This window comes from Nonomuraea angiospora, from assembly GCF_014873145.1.
Classification (GTDB): Bacteria; Actinomycetota; Actinomycetes; order Streptosporangiales; family Streptosporangiaceae; genus Nonomuraea; species Nonomuraea angiospora.
This window is the reverse complement of the sequence record NZ_JADBEK010000001.1, coordinates 7,440,829-7,466,460: the sequence shown is the minus strand read 5'-3', so window position 1 is coordinate 7,466,460 and position 25,632 is coordinate 7,440,829. Positions and strand designations below refer to the sequence as shown.

The window sequence follows — 25,632 nt, the reverse complement described above, 5'->3', positions numbered from 1 at the left end:
CGAGCGCTGGCGAGGATCGCTCGGGGCGGGCTCCACCAGGCCCACCGGGTAACCAGGTAGATGCTTCTGGGCCCGGAGGCTCAGACGTAGCGCTCCAGGATGGAGGATTCGGCCAGGCGGGAGAGGCCCTCGCGGACGCTGCGGGCGCGGGACTCGCCGACCCCGCCCACCGCCTGCAGGTCGTCGATGCTCGCCGCCAGCAGCTTCTGCAGGCCGCCGAAATGGTTGACCAGGCGGTCGACCACCGTGGCCGGGAGGCGGGGGACCTTGGCGAGGAGGCGGAAGCCGCGGGGGCTGACCGGGCTTTCCAGCTTGTCGGCGCCGGTGTGGCCCAGGACGTGGGCGACGACCGAGAGGTCGAGCAGCTCGCTGCCCGACAGCTTGTCCAGGTCGTGCATCGCCTCGATCAGGCGTCGCTGGCGGCGGCCCGAGGGGGCGGGGAGGTAGTCGCGGATGACCAGCTCCCGCTCCGAGTCGACCCCGGCCACCAGCTCGTCCAGCTGCAGGGAGAGTAGACGGCCGTCCGTGCCCAGCTCCACCACGTAGCCCTTGATCTCGTCGGAGATCCTGCGGACCATCTCCAGCCGCTGGGCCACCGCGGACACGTCTCTGACCGTGACCAGGTCCTCGATCTCCAGCGCCGACAGGGTGCCGGAGACCTCGTCGAGGCGGTGCTTGTAGCGCTCTAGGGTGGCCAGGGCCTGGTTGGCCTTGGAGAGGATGGCCGCCGACTCCTCCAGGACGTAGCGGATGCCGTCGAGGTAGAGGGCGATGATGCGCATCGACTTGCTGATGGCGATGATGGGCAGGCCGGTCTGCCGGGCCACGCGCTGGGCGGTGCGGTGGCGGGTGCCGGACTCGTCGGTGGGGATGGACGGGTCGGGCACCAGGTGCACGGCGGCGCGTACGATCTTGTGGTCGCCGCTCAGCACGATGGCGCCGTCCATCTTGGCCAGCTCGCGCAGCCTGGTGGCGGAGAAGTCGACGTCGAGCTCGAAGCCGCCGCTGCACAGCTCCTCGACGACCCTGTTGTAGCCGAGCACGATCAGCCCGCCGGTCTGCCCGCGCAGGATCCGCTCCAGGCCGTCGCGCAGAGGCGTGCCCGGGGCCACCGCGGCCAAGGCCTCGCGACGGCGGTCGTCCAGACTCCTATCCACCTGACCCCCGTGTCGATCGGTCACGCTCAGCTTAGCCGCGCTAGGTCACGTGCGTGAGAGCGTCCCAGACGTTCTCCGCCTGCACCACCTCGAACCCGGGCGCGAACGCCACCGGCCCCACCGGCACCAGAGCACGCTGTCCGTTACGCTTGCGGCCGGCTTCTTCGAGCGATCCGGTCGGCACGAGGGCCCGCTTGAAACCGAGCCTGGCCGCCTCCGTCAGCCTCCTGCGTACGTCCTTGACCGGGCGCAGCTCGCCGGCCAGGCCCACTTCGCCGAGCGCCACCAGCCCGGGTGGCAGCGGCTTGTCGCCGGCGGCGCTGGCGACGGCGAGCATGACCGACAGGTCGACGGCCGGGTCGGCCAGCTTGATGCCGCCCACGGTCGCGGTGAACACGTCGCAGCCGCCCAGCCGGGCGTTGAGCCGGCGCTCCAGCACCGCGAGGATCATCTGCACGCGGAAGGTGTCGAGCCCCGACGACGTGCGCCTGGGCTGCTGCGCCTCGGTGCGGGCGACCAGGGCCTGGACCTCGGCGGGAAGCGGGCGGGTGCCCTCGACCGTGACGGTGACGCAGGTGCCGGGCACCGGCTCGCTGCGCCGCGAGACGAACAGGCCGCTCGGGTCGGTGATGCCCTCGATGCCGCGCTCGTGCAGGTCGAAGCAGCCGACCTCGTCGGTCGGCCCGAAGCGGTTTTTGATCGCGCGCACCATGCGCAGCCTGGAGTGGCGGTCGCCCTCGAAGTTGAGCACGACGTCGACCAGGTGCTCCAGCGTGCGCGGGCCCGCGATCGAGCCCTCCTTGGTGACATGGCCGACCAGCACGGTGGCCATGTTGCGCTCCTTGGCCAGGCGGACCAGGTTGGCGGCCACCTCGCGCACCTGCGTGACCCCGCCGGGCACGCCGGTGGCCTGCGCCGAGCCGATGGTCTGCACCGAGTCGACCACCAGCAGCGTGGGCTCGACCTTCTCCACATGGGTGATCAGGGCCGACAGCTCGGTCTCCGCCGCGAGGAAGAGCCGGTCGCGGATCGCGCCGATGCGGTCGGCCCGCAGCCGCACCTGGGCCGCCGACTCCTCGCCTGTCACGTAGAGGACCGTCTCGCGCTCGGCGATGCGGGCCGCGGCCTCGAGCAGCAGCGTGGACTTGCCGATGCCCGGCTCGCCCGCGAGCAGCACCACCGCCCCCGGCACCAGGCCGCCGCCGAGCACCCGGTCGAGCTCGCCCACGCCGGTCGTGCGCGCGGCCGCGATCTCGGCCTTGACCTGCCCGATCGGCACCGCGGGCGCGGTGGTGGCGCCCGCCTGGACGACGCTGGCGCCGGCCCGCGCGCCCTCCTCCTCGACCGTGCCCCACGCCTGGCACTCGCCGCACCTGCCCACCCACTTGGTGGTGCGCCACCCGCACTCGGCGCAGCGGTATCCGGGCTTCTGGGCAGTCTTGGCCATGTCGAGCAGGCTAGCGGGACGTGCCGACAATCTTCGACAGGTACGCGCCCCCGGACGCCGCTACAGGCCCAGCTCCGGAGGCGGGCCCGGGAGCTATGCCAGGCCCAGCTCGGAGACCAGCATGCGCTTGGGCTTGGCCCCGACGATCTGCCTGACCGGCTCGCCGTTCTCGAACAGCAGCATCGTCGGGATGCCCATTACGCCGTACCGGGCCATGGTCTCGGGGTTTTCGTCGGTGTTGAGCTTGCCGACGGTCAGCCCGTGCTCCGCCTCGATCTGCTCCAGCACCGGCGCCACCATGCGGCACGGCCCGCACCACTCGGCCCAGAACTCGACCAGCACCGGCTTGTCGCTCTTGAGCACTTGCTCCTCGAAGTTCTCAGTGGTCAACGTGATCATGTCTATCCCCTTACGAAGCAACCTGGGCACGACTGCGCGAGCTGGGCGGCGACCTCGGCACGGCGGGCGAGCAGGACGCGGATCTCCTCGTCGATCTCGTTGAGCTTGCGCTCGTAGACCTCGACCGACTCCGAGCAGGAGCCTCCCGAGCTGTGCCCCCGGCGCAGGCAGTCGATGAACGGCCGGGTGTCCTCCAGCGTGAACCCGATGCTGAGCAGCGCCCGGATCTCGGACACCAGCCTGACGTCGTCCTCGCTGTAGTCACGGTAGCCGTTGGACCCGCGACGGGCTCTGAGCAGGCCGTGCTGCTCGTAATAGCGAAGTGAGCGGGTGCTCACCCCCGTACGTTCCGCCAGCTCTCCGATGCGCATGCCTTCACGGTAAACGTTGACACCGACGTCAATGTCAAGCCGCGCGGCCGTGAACAGGCTCCCCGGCGACGGAGCCCGCCTCTGCGGAGCGGAGGCCATGAGCTCAGTAGTAGCGCCAGCGCAGCACGTTCGGGTAGGGGAGCTCCAGGCCGGGCGTCTCGGCGATGGCCTGCTCGGCCACCTCCGGCGTGAACTCGATGCGCAGCACCGCCTCCAGGTCCGCCCGCCGCTCGAAGGCCATCCTGAGGTCCAGAGGCCGCCGCTGCCAGCCCTGGCGGTCCCAGAACGACTCGACCTCCCGGACGGAGTACGTCGGCACCGTACGCGAGAACCAGCGGCCGAACGCCCCCCGCGTGGCGTCGAGGTCGAGGACGAAGGCCGCGCCGCCGCGGCGTACCACCCGGGTCAGCTCGCGCAGGCCCGGCTCGCAGCCGGGGCCGAAGAAGTACGCCCAGCGCGCGATGGCCACGTCCACGCTCGCGTCCGGCAGCGGCAGGTTCTGGGCCGCGGCGGCGTGGACGGCCACGTTGGCCAGCGCGGCGCAGCGGCGCGCGGCGAGCGCGGCCAGGTCGCCGTGCGGCTCCACGCCGACCACCTGCGCGGCCTCGGACGCCAGCACGGGCAGGTGGAACCCGGTGCCGCAGCCGATGTCGAGCACGGTGGCGCCGTTCCAGGGGCGCAGGGCGCGCATCGCCGCGTCGGCCGCGCCCTCGGGGTCGACGGCGCGGTTCTCCAGCTCGTAGATCTGGGGCGTGTTCCAGATGTTCGGGCTGGGGATCGCACCTTTCGCTATCCGTGGCATGCCCCAAAGTTAAGCCAGCCGCCGGACGCGGCTCACCAAAGGGGCTTTCGCGCCAGATCGGCTCCACCGGCTTAGGCTGGCAGCGTGGCTGATGTCATCCGCGTGCCCAATGCGAAGATCGCATTGTCCACTGCTTCGGTATATCCGGAACGCACTCCCGACGCGTTCGAGCTGGCCGCGCGCCTGGGTTACGACGGTGTCGAGATCATGGTGGGCGCAGACCCCGTGAGTCAGGACATCGACGTGATCGAGCGGCTGTCCGACCACTACCAGGTCCCCGTCCTGGCCATCCACGCGCCCTGCCTGCTGGTCACCCAGCGCGTCTGGGGCCGCGACCCCTGGGCCAAGCTGGTCAAGGCGCAGAAGGCCGCAGAACGGCTGGGCGCCGCGACGGTCGTGGTCCACCCGCCGTTCCGCTGGCAGCGAGAGTACGCCCGCGAGTTCGAGACGGGGCTGGCCAGGATGCGTGACGAGACCGACGTCACGTTCGCGGTCGAGAACATGTTCCCCCTGAAGGCCAGGGGCAACGACGTGGTGCCCTACTCGCCCGACTGGAATCCGATCGACTACGACTTCCCGCAGGTCACGCTCGACCTGTCGCACACGGCCGTGTCGGGCTCCGACGCCATGGAGATGGCGGTCAAGCTCGGCGACCGGCTGGCGCACCTCCACCTGGCCGACGGCCTCGGGGTGACCAACAAGGACGAGCACCTCGTGCCCGGCAGGGGCAACCAGCCGTGCGCCCCGATGCTGGAGCGGCTGGCCAACACCGGCTACTCGGGGCTGGTGGTGCTGGAGATCAACACCCGCAAGGCGGCCAGCCGCACCGAGCGGATCGACGACCTGGCGGAGGGGCTGGCGTTCGCCCGGCTGCACCTGGCGGCGACCTCATGAACATAGGGCCGCTCAGGGGGCTGGGCAGGATGTTCGAGCGGGTGGCCGACGCGTACGACGTGGGCCGGCCCCACTATCCCGACGAGATGTACCGCGCCCTGACCGAGGTGACCGGCGTCGATCTCGACGGCGCCACCACGGTGGACGTCGGCGCGGGCACCGGCATCCTGACGCGCGCGCTCAGGGCGCGCGGCTCCCACGTCATCGCGGTCGACCCGGGCGCGGAGATGCTGGCCCGCCTGGTCGCCCGGTCGGAGAGCGGTACGCCGTCCGTCGCGGCCGTGCTGGCCGACGGCAACGCGCTGCCGCTGGCCGACGGCGTGGCCGACCTGGTGACGTACGCGCAGTCGTGGCACTGGCTCGACCCCGTGGCGTCGATCGCCGAGGCCCGGCGGGTGCTGCGGCCCGAGGGGGCCATCGTGGGCTGCTGGAACTTCAACCACGCGGCCCAGGCCGACTGGCTGGCCGCCTACGAGGCCCGCCTGGCGGAGGCGGTGCCGACCTACTACGGGCCGGCGGTCGAGCAGTGGTCGGCGCCGCCCATCGCCTCGGCCTTCGAGGTGATCGAGGAGCGCTGGATCCCCTGGACCCGGCTGGTCGGCATCGAGGACTTCCTGCTCGACCTGCGCTCCCACTCCTACATGGCGGCCCTGCCGCCGGAGGTGGCCGACGAGCTGGTCGAGCGGCAACGCGTCGCGCTGCGCGAGGAGTTCCCGGAAGGGGTGCTCTCCGTCCCCATGCGGGTCTACCTGGCGGTGGGTAGGTGACGGTCGACAAAAGGCGGCCCGGGCGCAGGCCCGGGTCGGCTGACACGCGGGGGGAGATCCTCGCCGCGGCCAGGAAGGTGTTCGGGGAGAAGGGGTTCGACAAGGCCACCGTGCGCGGCATCGCCCGCGAGGCCAACGTCGATCCCGCCCTCGTGCACCACTACTTCGAGACCAAGGAGGGCATGTTCGCGGCGGCCATGCGGCTGCCGTTCTCTCCCGAGAACATCGTCAAGACGCTGGTCGAAGGCCCGCGCGAGGAGGTCGGCGAGCGGCTCGTACGCATGATCCTCCAGGTCACCGCCTCCCCGGAGACGCGCGAGCCGCTGCTGGCGCTGATCCGCTCGGCCATGACGAACGAGCAGGCGGTCACGATGGTCCGCGAGTTCTTCACGAACGCGCTGCTCTTCCAGGTGGCCGACCGGATGCAGGTGCCGCACCTGCGGATCGAGGCGGCGTTCGCGCAGATGTTCGGCATCGTCATGGCCCGTTATGTGATCAGGCTGGAGCCGCTGGCGAGCGCCGGTCACGACGAGCTCGTGGAGGTGCTCGCGCCGACCATCCAGAGGTACTTCACCGGCTAGAGCATTGTTCTGCACAAGGCGATGACCATAGGGTATGTCGGGTACGCCGGGAATGTTACTCGCGGGTAGGATCCGGGTAGCGGTCTGTGCGTCGGGTGACCGTACGCTGACAGCCAACGTCGTCTGTGGGAGGACCCTGTGCTCTGGGTAGCCATCATCGGGCTCGTGATGACCGTCCTCGCGGTGGCCGTCGCCGGCCGCAGGGCGTTGTTCCTGTTCAAGCTGGCGACCGTGGGGCCGCCCGCGCCCGAGCGGATCGACTACGCCAAGGCTCACGCGGCCGACGAGGCGAAGGCGCAGCTGGTCGAGGTGTTCGGGCAGAAGAAGCTGCTGAAGTGGACGCCCTCCGGCGTCGCGCACTTCTTCGTCATGTGGGCGTTCTTCATCCTGCTGACCGTCTACATCGAGGCGTACGGCGCGATCATCCAGGGCGCGATCACCGGCACGCCCGACTTCCACATCCCGCTGATCGGCACCTGGGCCGTGCTCGGCTTCCTGCAGGACTTCATCGCGGTCGCCTGCGTGCTCGGCCTGATCGCCTTCGCGGCCATCCGGATCAAGAACTCGCCCGACAAGCTCGGCCGCCGCTCCCGCTTCTCCGGTTCCCACCTCGGCGGCGCGTGGCTCGTCCTGTTCATGATCTTCAACATCATCTGGACGCTGTTCCTGGCCAGGGGCGCGTCGGCGGCCAACGGCAACTTCCCCTACTCCTCCGGCGCGTTCGTCTCGCTGGCGCTCGGCGACGTGCTGCCGGACAGCGCGCTGCTGGAGGAGATCGCGCTGCTGCTGCACATCGGCTTCATGCTGGTGTTCCTGGTCATCGTGGTGAACTCCAAGCACCTGCACATCTTCACCGCGCCCCTCAACGTGCTCTTCTCGCGCCGTCCCGACGGCCTGGGCGGCGCGCCGGAGATGCGGGTGGCCGGCAAGGTCGTCGACTTCGAGGACGAGGACCTCGACCCGGAGAAGCTCGGCCGCGGCAAGATCGCCGACACCACGTGGAAGGGCTTCCTGGACTTCTACTCCTGTACGGAGTGCGGCCGCTGCCAGTCGCAGTGCCCGGCGTGGAACACCGACAAGCCGCTCTCGCCGAAGATGCTCATCCTCGACCAGCGCGACCACGCCTTCAAGGTGGCTCCCTACCTGCTGGCCGCCCAGCAGGGCGTCGAGCACAAGGACACCGACGTGCTCGCGCTGCTGGACAAGCCGCTGGTCGGCGAGGACGGCGTGATCCACCCCGACGTGCTCTGGTCCTGCACCAACTGCGGCGCCTGCGTCGAGCAGTGCCCGGTGGACATCGAGCACATCGACCACATCCTCGACATGCGCCGCTACCAGGTGATGGTGGAGTCGTCGTTCCCGTCCGAGGCGGGGGTGATGGTGAAGAACCTGGAGAACAAGGGCAACCCGTGGGGCATGTCCGAGATGAAGCGGGCCGACTGGATCGAGGAGCTCGCCACCTCCGTGGACGGACAACAGGTCGAGGTCGAGGTCGTCGAGGACAAGATGCCCGAGGACGCCGAATACCTGTTCTGGGTGGGCTGCGCGGGCGCGCTCGAGGACCGGGCCAAGAAGACCACCAAGGCCGTGGCGGAGCTGCTGCACATCGCGGGCGTGAAGTTCGCGGTGCTCGGCCCGATGGAGGCGTGCACCGGTGACCCGGCCCGCCGCCTGGGCATGGAATACCTGTTCAACATGCTCGCCCAGCAGAACATCGAGACCCTCAACGAGGCCGGCGTCAAGAAGATCGTCGCCACCTGCCCCCACTGCTTCAACACGCTGGCCAACGAATATCCGCAGCTCGGCGGCACGTACGAGGTGGTGCACCACACGCAGCTGCTGTCGAAGCTCGTGGACGAGGGCCTGCTCACCCCGATCACCCCGATCGAGGAGAAGATCACCTACCACGACCCGTGCTTCCTGGGCCGCCACAACAAGGTCTACTCCCAGCCCCGCGACATCATGTCCAAGGTGCCGGGGGTCCAGACCCAGGAGATGCACCGCCACAAGGACCGCGGGTTCTGCTGCGGCGCCGGCGGCGCGCGCATGTGGATGGAGGAGCGCATCGGCAAGCGCATCAACACCGAGCGGGTGGACGAGGCGCTGACCACGAATCCCGACACCGTCTCCACCGCGTGCCCGTTCTGCATGGTGATGCTCGGCGACGCGATCAACGAGAAGAAGAACAACGGCGAGGCCAAGGAATCGCTCGAAGTCGTGGACGTGGCCCAGCTGTTGATCAAATCGGTCAAGGGCGCCTCCTGACCACTGGTTGTCGGACTCCTTCACAGCTTCTGTGGAGGAGTTCCGCACGTCAGGAGGTCAAGTGCCAGAAATCCAGCATCCACATAACGGGAAAATCACGGTAACCTCAACGTCGCATGGCTCTATTCGACGGGGAGGGGGCTCGTGATGGGCGTCGTCGTCACGGACGCCGAAGTCACTCTGGCCGACGTCCTCTCCCTCCGGCTCGCCATCGACGCACCACTGGAAGACGGCACCGAGCTCGTGCTCAGGCATCGCACCACGGGGGTGGAGCGCGACGTGCGGCTCGGCACGCCAGGTGCCCGGGCGCGCGAGGCCACGGTCGCGGTCTCGCTCGAGCCGCTGGAGCTCAGCGCCGGGCGCTGGGACGCCTACCTGCGGGGGGCGGGCGGCAAGCGCAGCAGGCTGCGCAGCGTCGATCCGGGCTTCTCGCTCGACCACCTCGACGCGTACGCGCTGTGCAGGCGGACCCTCGCCTACCGCTCGTACCGCACGCGCAACGGGTTCCTGGCGCTGAAGATCTCCGACGCCGAGCCGGTGGCTGAGGTCCGCTCGATCTGGTTCAGGGAGGGGCGCTTCGAGGTGATGGGCCTGCTGGCGTACACCGGGCTCGAGGACGACGACTCCCGCCATGAGGCCGTGCTGAGACTGGACCGCAGGCAGACCAGCGCGCGGCTCTCGGCCACCGCCACCGTGCAGGGCGTGCGCTTCCACGCCGCCGTGTCGCTCGTGGACGTGGTGGGCGCCGACCCCGACGCCGTGGCCAGCTCCGGCACCTGGGAGCCCGCGCTGGAGGTCGAGGGCGTGCCCACGCCGCTCAAGCTGGGCTCGCGGCTCGACGACGTCGACGGCAAGAGACGCCGGCTGCACTATCCCTCGGCCACGGTGGACGGCGTGCCCATCAGACCCTGCTACACCGCCGACGACGAGCTGCGGATCGAGGTGGGCGGATGAAGGTCAGCATGGTCCTCGCCTCCGCGTACGCGATGAGGGGCGACGTCCGCGCCACGCTGAACCTCGCCACCGCCCTGTCCGACCGGCACGACGTCGAGGTGATCAGCGTCAGGCGGCAGAAGGAGAAGCCGTTCTTCCCCGTCGGGCCCAAGGTGGCCATGCGCAGCCTGATCGACGCGAGGCCGGGCGTCCGGCACCTGTTCCCGCGCGGGCAGGTGCGCGCGGAGGTGGCGCTGTGGCGGCTGCTGCGCAACCTCAAGTCCGACGTGCTGATCACGACGCGGCCGGGGCTCGGCGTCCAGGCCGCGAGGCACGCGCCGCGCGAAACCCTGAAGATCGCCAGGGAGTGGGGGCGGCCGGCCGTCCCCGGGCCGGTGAAACGGTTCTACCCGCGCCTGAACGCCGTCGTGACGGCCACGGAGTCGGCCCAGGAGGAGTGGAGCAAGCTCCTCACCGACGGGCCCCCTGTGACCTCTCTGCTGGACGCGCTGCCCGACGGGCCGTGGCCGCGCTCGCGGATGGACAACCGGATCGTGGCGGCCGGCGGCCGGTGGGTGCCGGTCAAGGCGTACGACCGGCTGATCAAGGCGTTCGCGATCGTGGCGGACAAGCGCCCCGACTGGCGGCTGCGCCTGTACGGCGGCGGGCCGGAGGAGCGGCGCCTGCGCGCGCTGGTCCGCGAGCTCAGCCTGCACAACCACGTCTACTTCATGGGCACGACGCCCGACCTGGCGGGCGAGTTCGCCAAGGCGTCGATCGTGGCCACCACCTCGCTCACCGAGGACCTCGGCATGGCGGTGCTGGAGGCCATGGGCTGCGGGGTGCCCGTGGTGGCCTTCGACGGGGCCAGGGGGCCGAGGGAGTTCGTGGCGACGGGCTACAACGGCGTGCTGGTGCCGGAGACCGAGGGTGACCTGGAGCTGTTCGCGGCGGCCCTGCTGGCGCTGATCGACGACGAGCGCAGGCGGCGCTCGCTCGCGGCGGGCGCCCTGGACACCGCGGTGCGCCACGCGGCCGGCGAGGTGGCCGAGCAGTGGGAGAAACTCATCGGCGACCTCCGCTGAGCGACCCGGGCACCCCCAACCCGTTACGGGTACCGTAGAAGCATGCATGGGTACAGCGGAGACAAGCAGGCCTATCTGACGCGTCTCAGGCGGATCGAGGGTCAGATCAGGGGCCTGCAGCGCATGGTCGATGACGACGCCTACTGCATCGACGTGCTCACCCAGGTCTCCGCGGCCACGCGGGCGCTCCAGGCGGTGGCGCTGGGGCTGCTGGAGGAGCACATCTCGCACTGCGTGGCGGACGCCATCAACAGCGGCGGGCCGGAGGCCGACGCGAAGGTCAAGGAGGCCTCGGCGGCCATCGCGCGCCTCGTCCGCTCATAGGCGCGGCGGTCCTCCTCCAGAAGGAGGCCGTTCCGAGGGATTAACTAGTTATGGGAAACCCCGGAAACCTTGTAACTAGGTCTCCGGGGCTAGTAATCGAGTTGATCCTTCAGCGGCTCGCCGAAGTCCGCAATCCGAGCGCGTCGTCGAGTTCGTCCAAGGTCAGCCGCCGCTCGCTGACAGCCACGGCCGTGAGCACCTCGGCGTAGAGCGCAATCTCGTCCAACGCGACACGGTCGTGGACCCGAGAGTCCAGGTCGTCGTGCCCCACCGCGTCGTCCTTCCTTCCGCAGCCCACACCCTCTACGAGGTTACGGCGGCGACCCTTCTGGCAACATGGCCCATCGGAGTCATTCCTTTCCGAACCGCGGGGGACCCGGTGAGGATCATTTCCGAATCAAAGATCACAATTCGGAGAATTGCCTGTTACCTGAAGTGTTAGAACGATATAGGCGAAGTAAGGGTTAAATAACGATATTAGTGGTTTAGGTGTGGTCTGTGTGGTTGTCGTCGCGTTCGTGGATGAGTCTGTGCACGAGCGCCGTCTGCCCGGCCAGCCCCCGCTCCGGCACCTTGGCCCCCGTCAGCCGGCCCCACGCCAGCCCCGTCGCGTACGCGGCCCCGAGCACGGCCGCGGTGCTCGCCCGGTCCGGCGGCGCGACCTCCAGCACCGCCGCGGGCATGGTCAGCACCTGACCGGGCACGGGGAAGCCGTCAGGCTCTGTCGACTCGCTCGCTGAGGTCCCGGTCAGCCCGGCGCGCTCCAGCTCCTCGTACGCGCGCCTCAGCCGATGGTCCAGCCGGGCCGGCAGCCGCCCCTTGGAGTCCGACAGGTCGGCCAGGAACGTGGCGGCGGCCATCGGCGGGTCGGGCATGAAGGCCAGCGCCTCGACCAGGTCGTAGACGGCGTGCGAGAAGTCCGCCTCCAGGTCGTTCTCGACGAGCAGCGCCCGGCACAGCCGCGGTGGGCACCGCTCCAGCCAGGCCGCGCGCAGGGCCTCGGCGTCGGTGTGGGGGTCGTCGAGCCCCGGCCGGCGCAGCATGGGCTCGACCATCGTCAGCAGGGCGAGCGCCCGCGGCCTGAAGCGGGTGTCGGACATCAGGATCTGGGCCGCGTCCGCCATCGTGGCGGCGAGCCTGAGCGCGGCCCTCGGCTGCCCCGCCCGCTGCCGCTCGGCGACGAGCGTGGCGAGGTCGAGCAGCGGCGGGGCGGGCAGCCAGCGCACCCACTCGTCGCCGGGCAGCGGGCGGCGCAGGTATTCGCCGAACACCGTGATCAGCCGCTCGTTGCCGTCGAACGCGGGCGCGTACGCGCACCACATGATCGCGCCCCACACGGCCGCCACCGTGCTCGGCACGTCGGAGCCGAAGATCTCGTCGAACGCCGTCAGCGGGTAGTCCAGCTCCGACTTGAGCCCGCTGGACCGCAGCAGCACCCTGAGCCGCTCGGTGAGGCCCTCGGAGACGTCCGGGCCGATGAACGCCTGGGTGGAGCCGGGCTCGGCGTGGAAGTCGGGCCCGTACGGGATCACCTCCTCCGGCAGGACCGCCGCGGGATGCTGCACCTGGCGCGCCCGGGTGCCCCTCGGGGGCGGCGCGAGGTGCCAGCGGCCGTCGGCCGGATCGTGCAGGTGCCAGCGCGCGTGGACCCCGAAGAGCCATCTGTCGCCATCTGGAGTCACAAGTATTCTGGCGGCCAGTACGTGGGCCCGATCGGGGACGGAAAGCCCTTGCCAGCGCGGGTCCGCGACCATCGCTCGGACCTCCGCCTCGGCGGAGGTGAACGCATCCCAGGGTCGCACGGCCGCCATCGTACTGGGAGCGGCCAAATCATCCATCGGCATTTCACGGCAGAATGACCGTTATGAGGGCGAAGGTTGCAGGGGTGCTGGCGGTGGTCGGCGCGCTCTCCGCATGCGGCACGACCACGACGGCGAAGCCGTCCCCGACGGGGCCCGGCGTGCTCACGCTGGACAAGGCCACGGCGCCGGAGCCCGGCGGCGAGGTGGGCGAGGCGTCCACGGAGTTCCAGAACGCGACGGACATGTCCATGTGGACCAAGCTGAGCGAGACGGAGAAGGACGTCGACCGGATCGGCAAGCTCGACATCAACAAGACCGTGAAGGGCTCCCTGTATCTGGAGCCCAGGACCTCGACGTGGTTCGACGGCTTCCGCGGCCCCTTCGTGTACCAGGAGCTGGCGGGCGACGTCCTCATGTACGCCAGGGTCAAGGTCGAGGGCAAGAAGGGCGGGCCGCCCAAGCGGAAGTTCTCGCTCGGGGGCCTGATGGCCCGCCAGCCCGGCTCGTACGCCAAGCCGAACTGGGTGTCGGTCACCACCGGCACGGCCGACCAGAGCGGCCAGGTCGAGGTGAAGTACACCCAGGACGGCAGCTCCAAACCGCAGGAGCTGGCCGTCAAGAGCGGCTGGGTGGACCTGGCGCTCGGCCGGGTGGGCCGCGTCTTCGTCGCGCTCTACCGGGAGGACGGCGGCAAGTGGAAGGTCGGCCGTCGCTGGCCGTCCAACCTCCCCGACGTGCTCCAGTGGGGCATCACCGCCTACACCGACTGGGACAGCTACAACCTGCTCAAGAAGGACGCGACCAAGGCCAACGCCAAGCAGGTCAAGGGAGTGCCCGATCTGAAGATGACCGTCGACTTCGTCCGGTTCTTACGCCCCGAGCTGCCCGAGTACGCGGACGCGCTCAACACCGCCTCGGTGTCGGACGAGGTCCTGATCAAAGCGATGACGCCTGCCGGTGCCTGAGCGCCTTGGCCATGTAGTTGTCCGGCGTGCGGGCGAAGGACGCCCGGTCGTCGTCGGTGAGTTCGCGTACGATTTTTCCGGGTATACCGGCCACCAGCACGCCGGACGGGATCTTCTTGCCCGGTCCGACGAGCGCTCCGGCGGCCACCAGAGTGCCCGCACCGATGCGGGCGCCGCCCAGCACGATCGCGCCGATGCCGATCAGCGCGCCGGTCTCCACATGGGCGCCGTGGACCATGGCCTTGTGGCCCAGGCTGACCCGGTCCTCCAGGACCGCCGGCTCGCCGGGATCGGCGTGCAAGCAGCTCAGATCCTGTACGTTGCACTCCTCGCCGATCTCGATCCGCTCGTCGTCCCCCCGGAGAACGGAGCCGTACCAGATGCTGGACGCCCGGCCCACCCGCACGCTGCCGACCACGACGGCGCCAGGGGCTATGAAGGCCTCAGGGTGTATGTCCGGGACTGCCCCGTTATCCAACGATGCGATGTACATCCAAGCCATCGTAATTCCCCGTCCGGCTGTGGCGTTCGGGTTGCGGACGTGGGCAGATGGCAGGAAAGTCGTTTCCTGACGTCTCGTCGTCAGACCCTCACAACCCGCAATTTTCCCCCGCCTCACGCAAACCACCCTTAGGTACCCCCATGATGAACCAGCACGAGAGCATTCCCGATCTGATGCAAGAGGACACCTTCGAGGTCGTGATGCGCGGCTACAACCGCCGTCAGGTTCACGACTACATGATCCGGACCCGCAACCAGGTAAGGGATCTGGAAGAGCGGCTGGCCCGGGCGATCGACCAGGCAGAGCAGGGCCGCATCGAGCTCGCGGAGGCCAGGCGGCGCATGGTCGAGGCGCCGCAGAGCTACGACGACCTCAGCCCGAGACTCGCCCAGATCCTCCGGCTCGGCGAGGAGGAGGCCGCGGCCAAGCGGGAGGACGCCGAGGCCGAGGCCGCCAGCGTGCGCGACGCGGCCAAGTCGGAGGCCGACCGGCTGCTGACGTCGTCCCGCGAGACCGCCGACAAGATCCTCACCTCTGCCCAGGCGGAGGCGGAGCGGCGCGTGAACGAGGCCACTCAGGCGGCGGAGCGGATGCTGGCCCAGGCGGGCTCGGACGCGGAGGAGCAGCTCGCGGCCGCCCGCACCGAGGCCGAGGTCCTGCTGCGCGACTCGCGCGCCGAGTCCGAGCGGCTGGTCACGGCCGCCCAGGCGGAGGCGGAGCAGATCATGCAGGCCGCCAACGCGCAGGCCGAGCAGCTCGTGACGGGCGCGCGCAACGACTCGGAGTCGATGCTGGCCTCCGCGCAACAGCGCACCGCCGCGCTCGACGAGCAGACGGGGCGGCGGGTCGAATATCTGACCAACACGCATTCGGAGGTCGTGCGGCGGCTGACCGAGATCAGCTCCGTGCTCGGCGACCTCATGCGCACCGAGTCGGCGGCCGGGCCGCTGGTCCCCGACGCGGTCGCGGCCCCGGCCGCGCCGCAGGAGGACGTGCGGGTCATCGTGGACGAGGGCGCGGAGGAGGAGAGGAAGCCCCTGGACGAGGGGGGCGTCTCCGACGACACCGACATCCACGTCGTCCGGCTGTCCGAGGTGCACAAGTAGTCCACACCCCGGGCGGGCACGGCTGGAGGCGTGCCCGCCCGGCTGGGACCGCCCCACAGCCGAGCGGGCGGTGAGAGCCGCGGGGCCGCGCTTTTTGGGGAAGGGGCGCGCGGCCCGGCGGTGCAGGCGGTCCACGGAGCGGAAGCCCCCGCCCCCGATTGGGTCGGAGGCTTCCGCGTCAGTGGCCCCTCCTGTTGGTGGCCCGGTGCCGGGGCCGCCGAGACGCTGGACACGGCACCGGGCTGCTCTGGTCGCCGGCCGTGGGACGCGCCACGGCCGGCGTCATGGAGGTGCGGGGCCGGCCCGCGGGTGCTGACCGCCGGCCCGCCCCTCCTGGTCCCGGAGCCGGCCGCGCAGGCCGTCCGGGTCGTCCGCGTCGATGGTCATCGCACATCCCGCATCGCGCTGCGCCGCGCTGAGCGGACGGTGTCTCGTGGCCCACCAGCGGCCCGCGTCGCTCCGCCAGATGGTCCATTGGGGATACTCCCGGGCAATCTCGGCAAGATGCCGATCAAAGGACATCGCTGTTCGCCTTTCCCGGCCCCGGGCGAGGTTTCCATCTCCTTCGACGATGCGGTACTTCTCTAGAGAACACAATGATCGTGACGGACAGGTCCACCTTGCCTTGACAAACTAGGCATCGAAGTCGTACTGGAGTACGTACGCTGCGGAGTCGAGCACCATCTCGTTGTGCTCGACGGGCACCCCGCCCGACGTGTACGCGGTCCTGGCGATCACGATCACCGGCGTGCCCCCCGGCAGGTCGAGCAGCGCGATCTCGCGGGGTGACGGCATCCGGGCCCGCACCTCCTCGGTGAAGTGGGCGGGGGAGACGCCCAGGTCGCTCAGCCTGGCGTAGACGCCACCGGGTCCGGTGTCCGCGAGGGTGATCGCGCTGCCTTCGACCAGGTGCGCCGGGAAATACGAGGTGGCCAGCTGCACGGGTCTGGTGTCCACCGAGTAGCGGCGGCGACGTACCCATACCTCGCCGCTCTCGAGGACGCCCGCCACCTCCTCGCCGGCTCGCTCCAACACCACTTCCACCCGGTCCACGGTGAAAGGCCGGCCCCGCGTGTCGGCGTCCCAGATGGCCCGCCCCTGACCCCACTGCTCCCTCGACAGGCGGCGTGAGCCGTGCCTGCGGATCGGTTTGAACAGCCGCACGTAAACCCCCGAGCCTCGTTTGGGCACCGCCAGCCCTTCGTTGATCAGTACGGCAAGCGCCTGCCTGGCGGTGGCTCGTGCGATTGCGTAATCGGCCATCAGCGCGTTCTCGCCCGGTAGTCGGTCCCCGTCGCGCAGTTCGCCGGACAGGATCCGGGCGCGGAGGCCGTCGGCGATGCGGCGATAGATAGGGGGCTCGTGGGGTACCGGGGATTCAGACAACTTTGATCACCCTCTGTCACCAACCAGGTTGTGGCGTCTCCAGAGAACTTGCCCCGTCTTGTCCACGATCGCACAGATAGAAAGGTAGGTCGCGGCCTTCTTTTGAGCGGATCGTGCCCAAGTGGTGAATTCCGGCGAGTTTTAGCAGACCGTTATCGTGGAACGGTCTCGGCCGGTACTCGATCGGCCCACCAGCGCCGAGTAACCAAAGCGAAGATCACGGCGCCTGCCGTGTTCAGGAGCACGTCGTCGACGGAGGAGAAACGGCCTAGTCGCAAGGCGTACTGGAGGATCTCGACGATGACCGAAAATGCGGCCGCGACCGCCGCAACGCGCGCGAGAGAGGACATCGCCCGGCTGCGCACCGGGAGCAGCGCGCCGAGCGCCGCGAACACCAGCAGGTTGCCTCCGACCTGCACCAACACCGCCTCCCAAGGCGCGCTGACCAGGTCGGCAAGATCTTTGAACGGGACGAGACCGACTCCGGTCTGACCGTTGCGGGGGGTGAGGGTCATCCAGATCCACGGAGCCGTGCCGACCGCTATGCCGACGTCGGCGATCGACGCGCGCAGCGGAGCCGGGTGGCCGGCGCGGACGCGGTGACGGGAGAGGAGCAAGATTGCTAGCAAGGCCAGGGGAAGTGCAAAAGTACCAGCAATAATGACGTTTCCCCACAATTCCCACGTCCGCGCCATCCGCCCATAATGGCGATGATCTAGGGGTACCGGAAGATGTCTATCTGGACAGGGTCACCGGCAGGTGCTCCGACAGGAAGGTGAGCGCCACCTCCCAGGTGCGCGCGGCCGCCTCCGGGTGGTGGAACATCGGCGCCTCGCTGTTGTGGAAGGCGTGCCCGGCCTCCTCCTCGACGTGCATGACCACGTTCGGCCGGCCCTGCGCGGCCTGCTCGACGACGGCCACCCGGTCGCGCGTGATGTAGGGGTCGCTGCCGCCGAAGACCAGCAGGAGCGGCGCGGTGACGCGCTCCATGAGCCCGGTCGCGTCGGGCACGGCGGAGCCGTAGAAGGACAGCACCGCGCCCAGCTCGACCTGCGTGGCCAGCATGTAGTCGATCGAGCCTCCCAGGCAGAACCCGAGCGCGCCGACCCCGCCCGCCACCTCGGGCAGCTCGCCCAGGTGGGCCACCGTGAGCGCGCAGTCGGCCACCCCCTGCGCGAAGTCGAACCGGCCGGCCAGCTCGATCGAGGCCGCCGTGCCCTCGGGGGTGTGCTCGCCCAGCCAGCCGGGGTGCAGGCGCCAGAACAGGTCCGGCGCGGCCACCACGTAGCCGCGTGAGGCCAGGTCCAGTGCCACCTTCTCGATGTAAGGACCCACTCCGTAGATCTCCTGGACGAGCAGGATGCCGGGGCCCGTCCCGGCCTCGGGGAACCACAGGTGGACGTCGAAGCCGCCGTCATGGGCGGCCACTTGATCGGTTCTGGTTCGCATGTGCAACAGCATCGCGCATGGCGCGGGCCGCGTTGCGGGGAGACGATGCGATCAGGAAGGTCCCGGCGCACCCGTTGTCCGCCGATCGCCCAGCCATCTATACAGGGGAGAAGAGGAGAGTGTTGTGCTGACCCATTTCATCGGTGGCGAGCCGGTGGGCGCGGGTAAGACGTTCCCCGTCCACGACCCCGTGACGGGCGCGGTGATCAGACAGGTGCACGAGGCCGACCCCGAAGTCGTGGACCGGGCGGTGCGCGCGGCCAGGGAGGCGGCCCGCGACTGGGCGGCGCTGCCCGTCGGCGAGCGCGCGGGCTGGATGCGGCGCCTGGCCGAGGGCATCGAGGCCCGCTTCGACGACCTGGTGGACGCGGAGATCGCCGACACGGGCAAGCCGATCGACCAGACCCGCACGCTCGACGTCCCGCGTGGCATCGCCAACTTCCGCGCGTTCGCCGAGATCGCCGCCCAGCGCCCGGACGACGCCTTCCACCTGTCCGGGGTGCTCAGCTACACCGTGCGCCGGCCGCTCGGCGTGGTCGCGGTGATCGTCCCGTGGAACCTGCCGTTCCTGCTGATGACCTGGAAGCTCGCGCCCGCCCTCGTCGCCGGCAACACCGTGGTGGTCAAGCCGTCGGAGCACACGCCGGGCTCGGCGGCGGTCTTCGCCGAGATCTGCGCCGACGCCGGGCTGCCCGCGGGCGTCGTCAACATCATCTACGGGTACGGCTCCTCCGGCCACCTCCTGGTCGAGCACCCGGGGGTGGACGCCGTGTCGTTCACCGGTTCCACCAGGACCGGCACCGCGATCATGAACACGGTGGCCGGCCGGGTCAAGCCGCTCTCGTTCGAGCTGGGCGGCAAGAACGCGGGCCTGATCTTCGAGGACTGCCGGCTCGACCGGGCCGTCGAGGGGACCGCGAAGTCGGTCTTCACCAACGGCGGGCAGGTGTGCCTGTGCACGGAGCGGGTCTACGTGCAGCGCTCGATCTTCGAGGAGTTCTGCGCCCGGCTGGCGACCCGCGCGCAGGAGTTCGAGCCGCAGCCCATGATCTCGAAGGAGCACCGCGAGAAGGTGCTCTCCTACTACGCCCTGGCCCGCTCGGAGGGAGCCAAGGTGCTCACGGGGGGCGGCGTCCCCGCGTTCGGCGACAACCGCGATTCCGGATATTTCGTGGAACCGACGGTGGTGGCGGGCTTGTCGGAGTGGTCGAGGTTCAACAGGGAAGAGATCTTCGGCCCCGTGTGCCATGTCGCCCCTTTCGACAGCGAGGCCGAGGCGGTCGATCTGGCCAACGGCAGCGAGTACGGCCTGGCCGCCACGCTCTGGACGGGTAACCTCGACCGCGCCCACCGGGTGGCGCAGCGGCTGGAGGCCGGGCTCGTCTGGGTGAACACTTGGTATCTGCGTGACCTGCGCACCCCGTTCGGCGGCATGAAGCTGTCGGGTATCGGCAGGGAGGGCGGTGTCCAGTCACTCGACTTCTACTCTCAGCCCACCACGATCACCATCAGACTGGAGCAGCCCGATGTATGACGAATGGTCCGAAGCCGTGGACACGCGGTCCCAGGTCGCCGACCGGCTGGCCGAGGCCGCGAGTTCCGGCAAACCGTGCCCCCCGATCAGGGACCTGGTCGGCACGGTGGCCGAGGCGTACGCCATCCAGGAGATCAACACGCGGCGGGCGCTCGGAGCGGGCCGGCGGCTGGTCGGCAGGAAGGTCGGCGTGACCAACGTCGTGCTGCAGCGGCAGTTCGGCATCGACCAGCCGGACTTCGGCATGCTTTTTGCGGACATGTCCTACTGCGACGGGCTCCCCGTGCCCGTGGACGCCTTCCTGCAGCCGCGCGCCGAGGCCGAGGTCGCGCTGGTGCTCGGCAAGGACCTGGCCGGCGGGCCCTTCACGGCCGTCGACGTGCTCAGGGCCGTGGAGTTCGCGCTGCCCGCCATCGAGATCGCCGACTCGCGGATCGCCGACTGGGACATCTCGCTGGCCGACACGGTCGCGGACAACGCCTCGGCCGGCGCGTTCGTGCTGGGCAGCATGCCCGTCCCGCTGGCCGGGCTCGACCTGCGGGCGGCCCGGATGACGATGACCCGGGGCGGCGAGGAGGTCTCGACCGGCTCGGGTGAGCTGGTCATGGGCAACCCGCTCAACGCCGCCGTCTGGGCCGCCTCCCGGCTCGGCCGCACCGACTACGCGCTGCGCGCCGGCGACGTGGTCCTGACCGGCGCGCTCGGCCCGGTCGTGCCCGTCGGCCCGGAGGACGAGTTCGAGGCGCGCATCGAGGGACTGGGCTCCGTCCGGGCGGTGTTCTCCAAGTGATCGAACGCACCAAAGGACTCCTGGTGCCCGGCAAGGCCATGCCCCGAGGCAGGTTCCCGCACGTCAAGCAGGCGGGCGACCTCCTGTACGTCTCGGGCACGAACTGCCGGCGCACCGACGGCACCTACGTGGGCGTGGAAGTGGACAAGTACGGCGCGACGAACCTCGACATCCGCGCGCAGACCAGGGCGGTCATCGAGAACATCGGCGACATCCTCAAGGCCGCCGGAGGCTCGCTCGGCGACCTCGTGCAGATCACCACCTATCTGGTCAACATGAACGACTTCAAGGGCTACAACGAGGTCTACGCCGAGTTCTTCGACGAGGAGGGGCCCACGCGGGCCACGGTGGCGGTCCACCAGCTCCCGCACCCCCACCTGCTCATCGAGATGCAGGCCGTCGCCTACCGCCCGCAGGAGCGGCCATGACGTCCCGGGGTTGAGCCGTGCGCGCATCCGTCCTGGGGTTGGTGGTGCTGATGGCCGCCGGTTGCGGCGGGACGACGCCGCTGATGGCCGCGGGCGATCCCCCGGTCAAGGTCGGCGCGATCATCTCGCAGACCGGCGTGTACGCCGCGCTCGGCGACGACATGGAGGCCGCCATGCGCCTCTACCTGGACGACCACGGCGGACGCCTGGGCGAGCGCCCGGCCGGGCTGGTGGTGGCCGACGACGCGGGCAACCCGGAGGAGGGCCAGAGGCAGGCCAGGCGGCTCATCGAGGACGAGGGCGTGAACGTGGTCACCGGGCTCCTCTCCTCGCCCGTCGCCGAGTCGGTGGTCAAGGTGGCGGGCCGCACGCCCGTGGTGATCGCCAACGCCGGCGCCGACGCGCTGGGCGGCCCGAACGTCTTCCGCGTGTCGTACACCAACCACGCCCACGGCTTCGCGGCCGGCCGGTACGCCGCCGAGCGCTACGGCAAGGAGGGCGTGGTGCTCATGGCCTCCGACTACTCGGCGGGCGTCGAAACGCTCAGGGGCTTCGCCGAGGGATACGGCGCGCAGCCGCTCAAACGCATCCTGACGCCCTACGGCAGGGTCACCGACCTGGGGCCGTACTTCGCGCGGATCCCGCCCGGGACGAAGCTCCTGTACGCGTTCTACGCCGGGGGAGAGGCGGTCGAGTTCCTGAAGGGCTACCGGCAGCACGCCTCCAAGATCACGTTACTGGGCTGCCAGAACCTCACGGACGAGGACGTGCTGCGGGCCGTCGGCCGGGAGGCCGAGGGCGTCACCACCGTCGGCATGTACTCGCCCGCGCTGGACAACCCGGACAACGCCGCGTTCGTGGCCCGGTGGCGGACCAGGACCGGCAGGAACCCGTCCGCGGCCGCGCTCCAGGGCTGGGACGCCATGCGGCTCATCGACCGGGGGCTGTCGACGAACGGGGGAATGGCGGCGGCGGGCGAGCTGGGCGGCCCGCGCGGGACGTTCCGGCTGGACGCGACCCACAACCCGGTGCAGAACTGGTACGTCCGCGAGTACCAGAATGGCGTCAACCGGATAATCGCCACCGTCCCCCCGCGACAGGAGTGAATCGTGGACCGCGACCAGTGCCTCGCCCTCGACGCGAACGACCCGCTGCGGGCCTTCAAGGACGAGTTCACGCTGCCGGAGGGGGTGGTCTACCTCGTCGGCAACTCGCTCGGCGCGCTGCCCCGCCGCACCGCCGAACGGGTGCGGCAGACGGTGGAGGACGAGTGGGGCAGGCAGCTCGTCGGCGGCTGGAACCACGCCGGCTGGTACGCCCAGCCGCTGACCGCGGGCGACCGGCTGGCCCCGCTGATCGGCGCGGGCCCCGGCCAGGTCGTGGTGGGCAACACCACCTCGATCGCGGTCTTCCAGGCGGTGGCCGCGGCGCTGCGGCTGCGTGCCGACCGCCGGGTGATCGTCTCCGACGTCCGGAACTTCCCCACCGACCACTACATGGTCCAGGGCCTGGCCGGGCTGCTCGGCGGCTACGAGGTGCGCGACTTCGCGCAGGGGCGGTTCGACGACGCGGCCGTGGTGCTGCTGTCGGAGGTCGACTACCGCACCGGCGCCCGCCACGACGTGCCGTCGGTCACCGCCCGGGCGCACGAGGCCGGCGCGCTGATGGTCTGGGACGTGTGCCACAGCGTGGGGGCCATGGACGTGGACGTCTCGGGGGCCGACTTCGCCGTGGGGTGCACGTACAAGTATCTCAACGCGGGGCCGGGCGCCCCCGCCTTCCTCTACGTCAACCCGCGCCACCACGCCACCGCCGAGAACGTGCTGTCCGGCTGGCACGGGCACGCCGAGCCGTTCGCGTTCGAGGCCGGCTACCGCCCGGCGGAGGGCGTCCGGCGGTTCGCGGTGGGCACCCCGCACGTGCTGTCGTTCGCGGCGCTGGAGGCGGCGCTCGACGTGTGGGAGCGGGTGCCGATGGACCAGGTGCGGGCCAAGAGCATGGCGTTGACCTCGCTCTTCGTGGACCTGGTGGGCGACGCGCTGGAGCTGGTCTCGCCCGCCGACGCCGCCGCCCGGGGCAGCCAGGTGAGCTTCCGCCACCCCCACGGCTACCCGGTGATGCGGGCGCTGATCGACCGGGGCGTGCAGGGGGACTTCCGCGCGCCGGACGTCCTCAGGTTCGGCTTCGCACCGCTCTACATCGGCTACGTCGACGTCCATGACGCGGCGGCCACGCTGCTCGAGGTGCTGGACAAGGAGCTGTGGCGGGACGAGCGGTACGCCACGCGCCTGGCGGTCACCTGACCGGGTTGTCGTCCAGCTGCTTGACCGCCCGCTTGGGCGCGATGGCCCGGTAGCTCTCCTCGACCCAGTCGAGCAGCACCTCCGTCTCGGGCAGCTCCGCCAGGAACGGCACCGTCACCCACCCCGCCCTGCCGAGCCCGTGGCCCGTGGGCGCCGCGCCCTCGACGGTCAGCGCGTGGCCGTGCGCCTCCGAGACCAGCTTCACGCTGAACATGGGGTCCCACTTCTCGGTCTGCTCGTCGATGCCGAGGAAGAGGAAGACCTTCTTGTTCGCCTTGATGACGGTCTCGCCCCACGGGTGGTCCTCGTGCGCCTCGGGCAGCCCGAGCGCGAAGGTCCGCAGCTCTTCCCGTACGTCGTGCCAGTCGCTCATCCGCGGAACTCCTCCAGTTTGCGCTCGATGCGTTCCCTGATTCTGTCCCTGGCCTCCATCCTGGGCACGCCGGACATGAGCAGGTGGTCGTAGTCGGTGTCGAGGTGCCTGATGGAGGCGATGACCGCGAGCGTGATGGCGTTCTCGTCGAGCGCCTTGGCCGCCGCCGTCCTGCCCACCCGGCCGCTGCCGCGCTGGGCGGCGTGCTCGGCGATCTCCTGGGCCCGGTCGCGGGGGCAGCCGGGGAACAGCCTGGCGATCTCGGCCGCCATCCTGGCCTGGTAGTCGACGTCCTGCTCGGCCCTGCGGACGCGGTCGCGTTCGCGGCGGCGCTCGCGTACCTCCTCGTCGGCCAGGCACCGCTCCTCGGCGGCGGCCAGCGCGGCCTCCTCCACCAGCAGGCCGATGCGCTGGTAGACCTTGCGCCGCCGGTTGTACCGCACGACCACCGCCGACAGGCCGCTCTCCTGCTTGGCGCGGCGGCTGAGCGCGGCGTTGCCGGACGGCAGGAACACCAGGTGGTCCAGGTCCGCGCAGGACAGGCAGTGCGGCCGGTCCTCCTCCATGATCAGGTAGGGGCCGGTGTCGCCGCAGGAGGCGCACGTCCAGGCGTCGAGCGGGGCCACCGCCACCAGGTCGGGCACCTTGGGCTCGCTCAGCTTGCGGACCCTGGCCTCGCTGAGGTCCGGCGAGAGCCAGTGCACGCGGAACGGCTCCTGGCCGGGCCCGGAGGTGAAGCGCAGCTCGCGGCGGTCGCGGGTGCCGGCCACGTAGGGCGTGTCCACCGGCCTGAGCCCCTTGGCCAGCGCCCACTCCCGCAGCAGGCCGGCCGTCGCGACCAGGCGGTCCTCGTCGACGGCCGCCAGCTCGGCCAGCGTGCCGGCCCGGCCCTGCCGCCAGATGTCCACGTGCCTGGAGTGCAGCCAGCGCAGGCCCGTCACCACGTCGATGAACGTCACGTACTTCCGCGTGGTCAGCGCGACCTCGGCCGCCTCCGCGACCCTGCGCGCCAGATTGGGCTTGCTCATGGGCTCCAGTCTCCCGCGCCTTTGTCGTGAGATGGCGAGACCGGCAGCTTTGCTTTTGCCCATCGCGGCAAGTAACACGTTCGGACCACCGGTCGTGAGGCCATGGAGGATATCGTGCGCCTGTTCTTGCCGGCCGTGCTCATGCTCGCCACCTCGTGCGGCTTGGCCGAGGAGGGCACGCAGCCCGTCGTCACGGGCGCGTTCGGCACCAGGCCGGTCGTCGCGATCCCCAAGGGCGGCCCGGGGCACACCCCGCGGATCACCGTGCTGTCGACGGGCAGCGGGCGGCGCACGCTGCCGGGCGACGTGGTGCTCGCCGACGTGGACATCCGGCGGTGGTCGGGCAACCAGCCGTACCTGAGCACGTACGACGGCCACCAGCCCACCTCGGTCGTCTTCGACGGCAGGCGGGTGTCGGAGACCTGGCGGCAGGCGCTCATCGGCCGGCCCGCCGGCAGCCGGATCATGCTGGTCGGCTCCGCGGGCGAGGCCCTCGGCCCGGACGCGCCCCTCGCGCCGACCGATCTCCCGCCCGCCGACACGCTGGTGCTGATCTTCGACGTCCTGGGCGGCTACCCGCCCGACGCCCGGCTGGTCGGCCGCGCCCTGCCGGTGATCCCGGCGGACCTCGTGCCCGGCTCGCCGCCCCGCACGCTCATCGACGGCTCCGGCGAGGAGGTCCTCGCCGGTTCCAAGGTGGTGGTCCAGTACGTGGCCGCGTCATGGCCCGAGCGCAGGATCGTGGACTCGTCCTACCGGAGGGGCGGCCCGAGCGCGTTCACGCTGAAGGAGGGGGAGGTCCCCGACGGCTGGCTGGGCGCGCTCGTGGGCCGGCAGGTCGGCAGCCGGGTGGCGGTCTCCGGCCTCGGCGACGGGCCGTCGCTCTTCGTCATAGACGTGCTGGGCACGGTTCACGTGTGAGAGGGGCCGGGCGCATTCAC

At 70.4% G+C, this 25,632-nt stretch carries 28 protein-coding genes; 15 read left to right on the top strand and 13 right to left on the bottom strand.

Annotated elements, in window-relative coordinates; all coding sequences use genetic code 11:
- Window positions 1–80: 80 nt before the first annotated feature.
- From disA to H4W80_RS33900, 5 genes are all read right to left on the bottom strand, one after another.
- The gene (gene disA, locus H4W80_RS33920) at window positions 81–1,157 is read right to left on the bottom strand and encodes a DNA integrity scanning diadenylate cyclase DisA (protein WP_318787193.1); all 1,077 of its coding nucleotides are present in this window, start codon (window positions 1,155–1,157) and stop codon (window positions 81–83) included.
- A 40-nt stretch (window positions 1,158–1,197) separates the two neighbouring features.
- Window positions 1,198–2,604 (bottom strand): DNA repair protein RadA, encoded by a 1,407-nt coding sequence (gene radA / locus H4W80_RS33915; RefSeq protein ID WP_192788805.1) that lies wholly within the window; start codon window positions 2,602–2,604, stop codon window positions 1,198–1,200.
- A gap of 93 nt (window positions 2,605–2,697) precedes the next feature.
- Entirely contained in the window at window positions 2,698–3,003 is a 306-nt protein-coding gene (gene trxA, locus H4W80_RS33910) for a thioredoxin (RefSeq protein ID WP_192788804.1), read from the bottom strand.
- A 2-nt stretch (window positions 3,004–3,005) separates the two neighbouring features.
- Window positions 3,006–3,374: a MerR family transcriptional regulator gene (locus tag H4W80_RS33905; RefSeq protein WP_192788803.1), complete on the bottom strand. Its 369-nt coding sequence runs from the start codon at window positions 3,372–3,374 to the stop codon at window positions 3,006–3,008.
- A gap of 103 nt (window positions 3,375–3,477) precedes the next feature.
- Entirely contained in the window at window positions 3,478–4,176 is a 699-nt protein-coding gene (locus H4W80_RS33900; protein ID WP_192788802.1) for a class I SAM-dependent methyltransferase, read from the bottom strand.
- An 84-nt stretch (window positions 4,177–4,260) separates the two neighbouring features.
- On the opposite strand from H4W80_RS33900, the gene H4W80_RS33895 reads away from it, so the two are divergent.
- The 7 genes from H4W80_RS33895 (at window position 4,261) to H4W80_RS33865 (ending at window position 11,025) form a co-directional block, all read left to right on the top strand.
- Window positions 4,261–5,070, top strand: coding sequence for a sugar phosphate isomerase/epimerase family protein (locus H4W80_RS33895; protein WP_192788801.1), 810 nt, complete (start codon window positions 4,261–4,263; stop codon window positions 5,068–5,070).
- Entirely contained in the window at window positions 5,067–5,837 is a 771-nt protein-coding gene (locus H4W80_RS33890) for a class I SAM-dependent methyltransferase (RefSeq protein ID WP_192788800.1), read from the top strand. The genes H4W80_RS33895 and H4W80_RS33890 overlap by 4 nt, the downstream gene beginning before the upstream one ends.
- Window positions 5,834–6,418: a TetR/AcrR family transcriptional regulator gene (locus tag H4W80_RS33885; protein ID WP_192788799.1), complete on the top strand. Its 585-nt coding sequence runs from the start codon at window positions 5,834–5,836 to the stop codon at window positions 6,416–6,418. Before H4W80_RS33890 ends, H4W80_RS33885 begins: the two co-directional genes overlap by 4 nt.
- A 138-nt stretch (window positions 6,419–6,556) precedes the next feature.
- A complete protein-coding gene (locus H4W80_RS33880; protein WP_192788798.1) occupies window positions 6,557–8,683 on the top strand; it encodes a (Fe-S)-binding protein in 2,127 nt (708 codons plus the stop codon).
- Window positions 8,684–8,830: 147 nt separating this feature from the next.
- On the top strand, window positions 8,831–9,637 hold the full coding sequence (locus H4W80_RS33875; RefSeq protein WP_192788797.1) for a hypothetical protein: 807 nt from the start codon (window positions 8,831–8,833) through the stop codon (window positions 9,635–9,637).
- A complete protein-coding gene (locus H4W80_RS33870; protein WP_192788796.1) occupies window positions 9,634–10,701 on the top strand; it encodes a glycosyltransferase in 1,068 nt (355 codons plus the stop codon). The genes H4W80_RS33875 and H4W80_RS33870 overlap by 4 nt, the downstream gene beginning before the upstream one ends.
- Before the next feature lie 42 nt (window positions 10,702–10,743).
- Window positions 10,744–11,025, top strand: a complete 282-nt coding sequence (locus H4W80_RS33865) for a metal-sensitive transcriptional regulator (protein ID WP_138670633.1) — start codon at window positions 10,744–10,746, stop codon at window positions 11,023–11,025.
- Window positions 11,026–11,134: 109 nt separating this feature from the next.
- Here H4W80_RS33865 and H4W80_RS33860 read toward each other — a convergent pair whose 3' ends face one another.
- Entirely contained in the window at window positions 11,135–11,296 is a 162-nt protein-coding gene (locus tag H4W80_RS33860; protein ID WP_020540796.1) for a hypothetical protein, read from the bottom strand.
- A gap of 214 nt (window positions 11,297–11,510) precedes the next feature.
- Window positions 11,511–12,836 carry a hypothetical protein gene (locus H4W80_RS33855; protein WP_192793895.1) on the bottom strand — a complete coding sequence of 442 codons (1,326 nt, stop codon included), beginning with the start codon at window positions 12,834–12,836 and terminating at the stop codon, window positions 11,511–11,513.
- Between the two features lie 53 nt (window positions 12,837–12,889).
- Between H4W80_RS33855 and H4W80_RS33850 the strand changes: the two genes are divergently transcribed.
- Window positions 12,890–13,792, top strand: coding sequence for a DUF1349 domain-containing protein (locus tag H4W80_RS33850; protein WP_192788795.1), 903 nt, complete (start codon window positions 12,890–12,892; stop codon window positions 13,790–13,792).
- Here H4W80_RS33850 and H4W80_RS33845 read toward each other — a convergent pair.
- On the bottom strand, window positions 13,764–14,285 hold the full coding sequence (locus H4W80_RS33845) for a gamma carbonic anhydrase family protein (protein WP_192788794.1): 522 nt from the start codon (window positions 14,283–14,285) through the stop codon (window positions 13,764–13,766). The genes H4W80_RS33850 and H4W80_RS33845 overlap by 29 nt on opposite strands.
- 149 nt (window positions 14,286–14,434) lie before the next feature.
- Between H4W80_RS33845 and H4W80_RS33840 the strand changes: the two genes are divergently transcribed.
- On the top strand, window positions 14,435–15,400 hold the full coding sequence (locus H4W80_RS33840; protein ID WP_192788793.1) for a hypothetical protein: 966 nt from the start codon (window positions 14,435–14,437) through the stop codon (window positions 15,398–15,400).
- Between the two features lie 633 nt (window positions 15,401–16,033).
- On the opposite strand, the gene H4W80_RS33830 is transcribed toward H4W80_RS33840, so the two are convergent.
- From H4W80_RS33830 to H4W80_RS33820, 3 genes are all read right to left on the bottom strand, one after another.
- Window positions 16,034–16,786, bottom strand: a complete 753-nt coding sequence (locus H4W80_RS33830) for a GntR family transcriptional regulator (RefSeq protein ID WP_192788791.1) — start codon at window positions 16,784–16,786, stop codon at window positions 16,034–16,036.
- A 152-nt stretch (window positions 16,787–16,938) separates the two neighbouring features.
- Window positions 16,939–17,481, bottom strand: a complete 543-nt coding sequence (locus H4W80_RS33825) for a VanZ family protein (RefSeq protein WP_192788790.1) — start codon at window positions 17,479–17,481, stop codon at window positions 16,939–16,941.
- Between the two features lie 40 nt (window positions 17,482–17,521).
- Window positions 17,522–18,235 (bottom strand): dienelactone hydrolase family protein, encoded by a 714-nt coding sequence (locus H4W80_RS33820; protein WP_192788789.1) that lies wholly within the window; start codon window positions 18,233–18,235, stop codon window positions 17,522–17,524.
- Between the two features lie 124 nt (window positions 18,236–18,359).
- Here H4W80_RS33820 and H4W80_RS33815 point away from each other — a divergent pair, with 124 nt between their 5' ends.
- From H4W80_RS33815 to kynU, 5 genes are read left to right on the top strand one after another with little or no spacing between them, the layout of a single operon-like run.
- A complete protein-coding gene (locus H4W80_RS33815; protein WP_318787192.1) occupies window positions 18,360–19,769 on the top strand; it encodes an aldehyde dehydrogenase family protein in 1,410 nt (469 codons plus the stop codon).
- Window positions 19,762–20,559 carry a 2-keto-4-pentenoate hydratase gene (locus tag H4W80_RS33810; protein WP_192788787.1) on the top strand — a complete coding sequence of 266 codons (798 nt, stop codon included), beginning with the start codon at window positions 19,762–19,764 and terminating at the stop codon, window positions 20,557–20,559. The genes H4W80_RS33815 and H4W80_RS33810 overlap by 8 nt, the downstream gene beginning before the upstream one ends.
- On the top strand, window positions 20,556–20,987 hold the full coding sequence (locus H4W80_RS33805) for a RidA family protein (RefSeq protein ID WP_318787191.1): 432 nt from the start codon (window positions 20,556–20,558) through the stop codon (window positions 20,985–20,987). Before H4W80_RS33810 ends, H4W80_RS33805 begins: the two co-directional genes overlap by 4 nt.
- Window positions 20,988–21,004: 17 nt before the next feature.
- Window positions 21,005–22,093 carry an ABC transporter substrate-binding protein gene (locus H4W80_RS33800; protein ID WP_192788786.1) on the top strand — a complete coding sequence of 363 codons (1,089 nt, stop codon included), beginning with the start codon at window positions 21,005–21,007 and terminating at the stop codon, window positions 22,091–22,093.
- Window positions 22,094–23,290 carry a kynureninase gene (gene kynU, locus H4W80_RS33795; protein ID WP_192793893.1) on the top strand — a complete coding sequence of 399 codons (1,197 nt, stop codon included), beginning with the start codon at window positions 22,094–22,096 and terminating at the stop codon, window positions 23,288–23,290. It begins immediately after the preceding gene.
- Here kynU and H4W80_RS33790 read toward each other — a convergent pair.
- Window positions 23,283–23,663 carry an MmcQ/YjbR family DNA-binding protein gene (locus tag H4W80_RS33790; protein ID WP_192788785.1) on the bottom strand — a complete coding sequence of 127 codons (381 nt, stop codon included), beginning with the start codon at window positions 23,661–23,663 and terminating at the stop codon, window positions 23,283–23,285. The genes kynU and H4W80_RS33790 overlap by 8 nt on opposite strands.
- Window positions 23,660–24,691 carry a DUF2293 domain-containing protein gene (locus H4W80_RS33785; protein WP_192788784.1) on the bottom strand — a complete coding sequence of 344 codons (1,032 nt, stop codon included), beginning with the start codon at window positions 24,689–24,691 and terminating at the stop codon, window positions 23,660–23,662. The genes H4W80_RS33790 and H4W80_RS33785 overlap by 4 nt, the downstream gene beginning before the upstream one ends.
- Before the next feature lie 114 nt (window positions 24,692–24,805).
- Between H4W80_RS33785 and H4W80_RS33780 the strand changes: the two genes are divergently transcribed.
- A complete protein-coding gene (locus H4W80_RS33780; protein ID WP_192788783.1) occupies window positions 24,806–25,612 on the top strand; it encodes an FKBP-type peptidyl-prolyl cis-trans isomerase in 807 nt (268 codons plus the stop codon).
- Window positions 25,613–25,632: the final 20 nt, after the last annotated feature.